The sequence below is a fragment of the Pseudomonas sp. FG43 genome, assembly GCF_057809175.1.
Genome location: NZ_JBMDJL010000026.1, coordinates 80234 through 86233, shown reverse-complemented (window position 1 = coordinate 86233; position 6000 = coordinate 80234). Strand labels below are relative to the sequence as shown.

Sequence of the window (6000 nt, the reverse complement as noted above, 5' to 3'; positions counted from 1 at the left end):
TTGAATCCTCCTGAGGAAAGGTCAGAAGGTGTAAACCTTATTCAGGACGGGACAGGAGAAACACATAAGGCGTACGCCCTTCCTCGATCCAGACGGCAACCTTTTCGATCCATTGCGTAAGGTACGGGTCGTTGTCTTCAAGAACCGGACGGCCAATGAAGCGCACTTGCGGCGACTGGGTCAATGCAGCCGGGCGTGGCGGCACTCTGGGTTTCTTGGACTGGGCATGCAGGACAGCCGGATCAGTGGACACGCAACTGAACAATGCCCGCGAGTCCAGACAGATACGCTCAACGCCACGGTCCAGCAGCAAGCGATTGAGCATGCGTTCCTCATCGCCCTTCTCAAAAAAGGCCATGTGCCGTACTTCCACCGCCAAAGGCACTTTGAGTTCATCGAGAAACCCCGCCAGTTCCGCCAGGCGCTGCGGCGAGAAACTGGCTGGCAGTTGCAGCCAGAATGGCGATACCCGTTCGCCAAGGGGCGCCAGCAGTTTCACGAAGGCTTCTGCGGCATCCAGTTGCAGGCGCAGATCGCCCTCGTGACTGATGTCGCGGGGAAACTTGGCAGTGAAACGAAAATCTTTCGGCAGGACTTCGGCCCAGCGCTGGACTGTGGCGGGCGCGGGACGAGCGTAGAACGTGGTATTGCCTTCGACGACGTTGAAGACCTGGGCGTAGAGGCGCAGAAAATCGGAAGGACGGGTGTCCTCGGGGTAGAACGACTCACGCCATGCGCTCTCGCTCCATGACGGACATCCCAGGTAGTAAGGCAGGCTGGACAAGATCAGACGTGGAGATCGAGCCCCGACACTTCCAGGTCCCAATCCACAAAACTGGCCGTGGTCAGATAGCTGGCCAAAGCGTTGGCGACACGAGTGCTCATGGAGCGGGGGAAGATAATGTCCTGCGGACGGGCAGGCACGTTGGCAGTAGAGCCAATCTGCGCCTGACCCGAAGACTCGCGACGCGACGCCTGGGCGGGAGGCGACGGCAACTCAACATCACCATCGATTTCCTCGAAAGAGCCTTCAACGGTCGAAGGAGCCTTCTTGGGCTTTCGCTTGATGGGGTATGAACGTGATGAGGGTCCGTCTATGCGCATCGATATCTACTCGGCGTCTTGTAGTGGCAATTTAACGTCACAGGCCGGGAATTGGCAATTCCGTGAACGATAACTAGACCACACATATTGCAAATTGTTTGCGCCGTCGGGCATAACCAACGGATTAGTCGACAAGTGGTAGATGGCTAATTGACATTTTCGTGGGAGCGAATTTATTCGCGAACCATTCCAGGCGATCTATTTTCTTTGGCCTCTTCGCGACTGAAGTCGCTCCTACTTTGGCCCCTTGGGCGTCGCCACCTTGTCGCGCAGATAGACTGGCTGTGCATCGTCTGCCGGAATCGACTCGCCACGGTTCCAGGCAAACGTCGCCAGGGTCAGCAGATCCTGGGCATGTGGGAGCATGCTGGCGTCCTGACCGACCAGCGAAAGCGGAATACGCTCGGCATAACCCCAGCCGGTACCGGCACCGAACCATTGACCCTCGGCATCGACAGGCAACGCAACCTGCTCGGGCGGCAGGACAGCTTCGTTGCCGACCAGACGCATTTCACCGGCCGTTTCGCGATAGCAGCCCCAATAGACTTCATCCATTCGGGCATCGATAGCCGAAGCGACCTGCAAGGCACCGTATTCGCGATAGGCACGCTGCGCCAGCACCGCAAGGTTCGAGACCGGCAACACCGGGCGCTCCAGCGCGAAGGCCAGCCCCTGAACCACACCGATGGCAATACGCACGCCGGTGAAAGCGCCCGGACCACGACCGAAAGCGATGGCATCCAGTGCCGACATGGCAATGCCCGCCTCGGCCAGCAGATCCTTGATCATGGGCAGCAGGCGCTGGGCATGCAGACGCGGGATCACCTCATAGTGGCTCAGTACCTTGCCGTCATGCAGCAAAGCGACCGAGCAGGCTTCAGTGGCGGTGTCCAGGGCCAGCAAGGTGGTCATCGGTGTATCCGTCTTCGTTGGAAAAAGTGACGCAGTATAAATGACAAATGGCCCGCAAGCGGGCCATTGTTGAACTCAGGCCTTGCGGGCTCAGGTCAGGGCAGCAAGCACCTTGGTGGTGATCGCGTCCACGGAACCGACACCTTCGATATGGCTGCACTTTGGCTTGCCATTCTTCTTGCTCAGCTCGCTGTAGAACGCAACCAGCGGTTTGGTCTGGGAATGGTAGACCGACAGGCGATGACGCACGGTTTCTTCAACGTCGTCCTTGCGCTGTACCAGAGGCTCGCCAGTGACATCGTCGATGCCCTCTTGCTTCGGCGGGTTGTGCTGCACGTGGTAGACACGCCCGGAAGCCTCGTGAACGCGACGGCCCGAAATGCGCTGAACGATTTCTTCGTCATCGACCGCGATTTCCACCACATGATCGATGTCCAGACCAGCATTCAGCAGGGCTTCAGCCTGAGGAATGGTGCGCGGGAAACCATCGAACAGCACGCCATTGGCGCAGTCAGGCTGGGACAGGCGATCCTTGATCAGACCGATGATCAGGTCATCGGAAACCAGGCCACCCGAGTCCATGACACTTTTGGCCTTCAGGCCCAACTCAGTGCCGGCCTTGACCGCTGCGCGCAGCATGTCGCCAGTCGAAACCTGCGGGATGCCGAATTTTTCAGTGATGAATTTTGCCTGAGTACCTTTACCGGCTCCAGGAGCTCCCAGCAGAATCACGCGCATCGTCATGCTCCTCAAATTTTTATAGTCAATCGTCGGATTCGCCTCTTGGGCCAATCTGAAAAATAAACGTCGGCCAAAGGCCAAAAGGCTGACCAAGATACACAGCAGACACAGGCCGCACAAGACGCCAAAAGTCGCAGCAACCCACGGCATGGCGGCAGTTGCGCCACCCTGCACATGACGGTACGACCTTCAATGCCCCTGACGGGATAAACACCTGCCCTGCCCCCATGTCGCCATTGCGCTGACATCGGCGCGCTGGCGACATGCTCCCCAACCTGTCAGCCCGTATTGCGCAATCCGGCTGCAATGCCCGCAACAGAGACCAGTAAAGCCAGTTCCAGAGGACTGTCCAGGCTGGATTCACGATGGCGGGAACGGGCAAGAAGCTCGGCCTGGAGCAAATGCAGCGGGTCCAGATAAGTGTTGCGCAGGCTGATGAATTCCAGCGTCTCCGGACTGTGCGCCAACAGTTGTTGCTGCCCGGTCAGGCCCAGGACAACTGCGCAGGCCTGCGACAATAGGCCGCGCAGATGCGAGCCCAAATGTTGCAGTTCAGGGCTCACCAGGCGGTCATCGTAGAGCTGGGCGATGTCTGCATCAGCCTTGGCCAACACCATTTCCAGCATATCGATGCGGGTGCGGAAGAATGGCCAGTGCTCGCGCATCTGCGCCAGCACATCGCCTTCGCCACGCTCCAGCGCCTTGCTCAGGGCGGCTTCCCAGCCGAGCCAGGCGGGTAGCATCAGGCGCGTCTGGGTCCAGGCAAAGATCCATGGAATGGCCCGCAGGCTCTCGACACCTCCTGCACGACGCTTGGCCGGACGGCTGCCCAGCGGCAAGCGGCCCAACTCCTGCTCGGGCGTGGCCTGACTGAAATACTCGACGAATTCGGGGTTTTCCCGCACCACGGCACGGTAGGCATTTACCCCGTCGGCCGCCATCTGATCCATCATCTGTCGCCAGGACGGCTCTGGCAAAGGAGGAGGAAGCAGGGTTGCTTCCAGGACCGCTGCCAGATACAGGTTGAGGTTCTGCTCGGCAATGTCCGGCAGACCAAATTTGAAACGAATCATTTCGCCCTGCTCGGTCGTGCGGAAACGCCCCGCAACCGAACCTGGCGGCTGCGACAGAATCGCCGCATGAGCCGGACCACCGCCGCGCCCGACCGTGCCGCCACGACCATGGAACAACAGCAGTTCGACTTGCTGTTCGCGGCAGATCCCGACCAGTTTTTCCTGCGCCCGATACTGCGCCCAGGCCGCAGCAGTGGTGCCCGCATCCTTGGCCGAATCCGAATAGCCGATCATCACTTCCTGCGGGCCGTGCAACCGCGAACGATAGCCCGGCAGGCTTAGAAGGCGTTCGATCACCGGCCCGGCGTTATCCAGGTCAGCCAGCGTCTCGAACAACGGCACCACGCGCATCGGCCGTTGCAGGCCTGCTTCCTTGAGCAGCAATTGCACCGCGAGTACATCCGATGCTGCACCGGCCATGGAGATCACGTAAGAACCCAGCGAAGCAGCCGGTGCAGCAGCCACTACCCGGCACGTTGCCAGAACTTCGGCGGTGTCGGCAGCCGGTTTGAAATGGCCGGGAAGCAAGGGACGGCGGTTGCTCAATTCACGCAACAGGAAGTCGATGCGCGTCGGCTCATCCCAGTCTTCGTAACGACCCAGGCCCAGATAGTCGGTGATTTCGGTCATCGCCGCGCTGTGACGGCTGGAATCCTGGCGCACGTCCAGACGCACCAGAAACAGACCGAACGTCACCGCACGACGCAGGCAATCGAGCAGCGGCCCATCGGCGATCACTCCCATTCCACAGTCATGCAGCGACTGGAAGCACAGCATGAGAGGTTCAAGCAGTTCACGGTTATCGTGCAGTACGGCATCCGGCGCAGGCTGTGGCGCCGTCAGCGAAGCATTGGCCCAGTTTCGGGTGGCCCTGAGACGTTCACGCAAACGCTTGAGTTCGGCACGATAAGGTTCGGCACTCTCACCGACGCTGGCGCGCAAGGCATCGCTGGCCTGTTGCATGGAAAGGTCGGCAGCCAGTTGGTCTACATCCCGCAGGAAAAGATCGGCGGCCATCCAGCGCGCCAGCAGCAGGACCTCGCGGGTGACGCTGGCCGTGACATTGGGGTTGCCATCGCGGTCACCGCCCATCCACGACGCAAAGCGGATCGGCGCGGCCTCCAGCGGTAAATGCAGCCCGGTGGCGGCTTGCAGCGCCTGATCGGCCTTGCGCAGATAGCTTGGAATCGCATGCCAGAGCGAGTGCTCGATGACCGCAAAACCCCATTTGGCTTCATCGACAGGCGTGGGCCGGATACGGCGGATTTCTTCGGTGTGCCAGGCTTCAGCGATCAGGCGTTGCAGTCGGGAAGTGATCTGTTCGCGTTCGATGCTGTTGAGGTCGCGATGATCCAGAGCCGCGAGTTGCGCGGCAATGGCGTCGTATTTCTGGATCAGGGTACGCCGTGCCACCTCGGTGGGGTGCGCAGTGAGCACCAGTTCGATTTCCAGCTTGCCCAACTGGCGTGCCAGAGCATCGGGAGAATGACCTTCAGCCTTGAGGCGGTCGAGCAGTTCCGGCAACACCCGCGCCTCGAAAGGCTGGGGCTGGGAATTATCGCGGCGGCGCATCAGTTGGTACTGCTCGGCGATATTGGCCAGATTCAGAAACTGGTTGAAGGCTCGCGCCACAGGTAACAGTTCGTCATCGTCCAGGCTGTCGACACTGGAACTCAACTGCTCGGCACCCGCCGCAGAGCCGCGTCTGCCAGCCTTGGCACTCTTGCGAATACGCTCGATCTTGTCGAGAAAAGCGGCCCCGCGCTGGTCGCGAATCGTGTTCCCCAAAAGCTCGCCCAGCAAGTGGACGTCTTCTCGCAAACGCGCATCGATATCGGCCATCGTTCTCTCCCCCTGTTCTTGTATAGATAGCTTGTATGGGTGGCTTGTATGGGTAGTTTTCAGTGAACTGTGCCCAACAGTGCACCAAAAACCTGTGCCGCGACAAATTCTTGTATCCCTTCAACCGCTGACGTGCCCTTTTGCGGACAGAGGTTAATCGGCTCAAAGGGCCATTACAGCCCGCCCGTTTCAATGTGTGGGGCTGTATTTACCTGCCTCGCCAAAAGGGTGATCGAGCGCAAGTAACCGGCGAATCCTGACCGTGTTGAAAAAATTCAACTGAACTATTCAAAAAACGTACAGGTCGGAGCCATTGACCATTACAGGA

The 6000-nt window shown here is 59.5% G+C and carries 4 protein-coding genes and 1 pseudogene; all 5 read right to left on the bottom strand.

Going from position 1 to position 6000, the window contains the following annotated elements:
* Nucleotides 1-55 precede the first annotated feature (55 nt).
* Nucleotides 56-784 (bottom strand): annotated as a pseudogene (locus ACODS3_RS24200) (DUF72 domain-containing protein); the annotation flags it as partial.
* A 2-nt stretch (nt 785-786) separates the two neighbouring features.
* Nucleotides 787-1104: a hypothetical protein gene (locus tag ACODS3_RS24195; protein ID WP_201017908.1), complete on the bottom strand. Its 318-nt coding sequence runs from the start codon at nt 1102-1104 to the stop codon at nt 787-789.
* Between the two features lie 234 nt (nt 1105-1338).
* A complete protein-coding gene (gene tsaB / locus ACODS3_RS24190; protein WP_489036617.1) occupies nt 1339-2016 on the bottom strand; it encodes a tRNA (adenosine(37)-N6)-threonylcarbamoyltransferase complex dimerization subunit type 1 TsaB in 678 nt (225 codons plus the stop codon).
* Nucleotides 2017-2106: 90 nt separating this feature from the next.
* Nucleotides 2107-2754 (bottom strand): adenylate kinase, encoded by a 648-nt coding sequence (adk, locus tag ACODS3_RS24185; protein WP_201017910.1) that lies wholly within the window; start codon nt 2752-2754, stop codon nt 2107-2109.
* A gap of 281 nt (nt 2755-3035) precedes the next feature.
* Nucleotides 3036-5672, bottom strand: a complete 2637-nt coding sequence (gene ppc, locus ACODS3_RS24180; protein WP_201017911.1) for a phosphoenolpyruvate carboxylase — start codon at nt 5670-5672, stop codon at nt 3036-3038.
* Nucleotides 5673-6000: the final 328 nt, after the last annotated feature.